The sequence below is a fragment of the Poinsettia branch-inducing phytoplasma str. JR1 genome, from assembly GCF_000309465.1.
GTDB classification, from domain to species: Bacteria; Bacillota_I; Bacilli_A; order Acholeplasmatales; family Acholeplasmataceae; genus Phytoplasma; species Phytoplasma pruni.
On sequence record NZ_AKIK01000091.1, the window covers coordinates 1 to 230 of the forward strand.

The window sequence follows — 230 nt, forward strand, 5'->3', positions numbered from 1 at the left end:
GATTTTAAAAAATTAGGGGTTACAGCGGTCCAATTAGAAGAAAGTGGTTTTAAATTGAAACAAATATTAGATGCTGGGTATACAGTTTCAGAAGTAAAAACATTAGCAGAAGTTGGAATGAAATTCACAGCTAAAGAATTAAAAGATAAGGGATATACAGCTAAACAATTAAAAGATGAGGGATATACATTTACATTTCAAGAATTAAAAAATGCTGGATATACAGCTAA

Annotated in this window: 1 pseudogene; it reads left to right on the forward strand. The window is 29.1% G+C overall.

The annotated features are described in order from the left end of the window. Nucleotides 1–230, forward strand: a pseudogene (locus tag ON17_RS03595) (DUF2963 domain-containing protein); the annotation flags it as partial.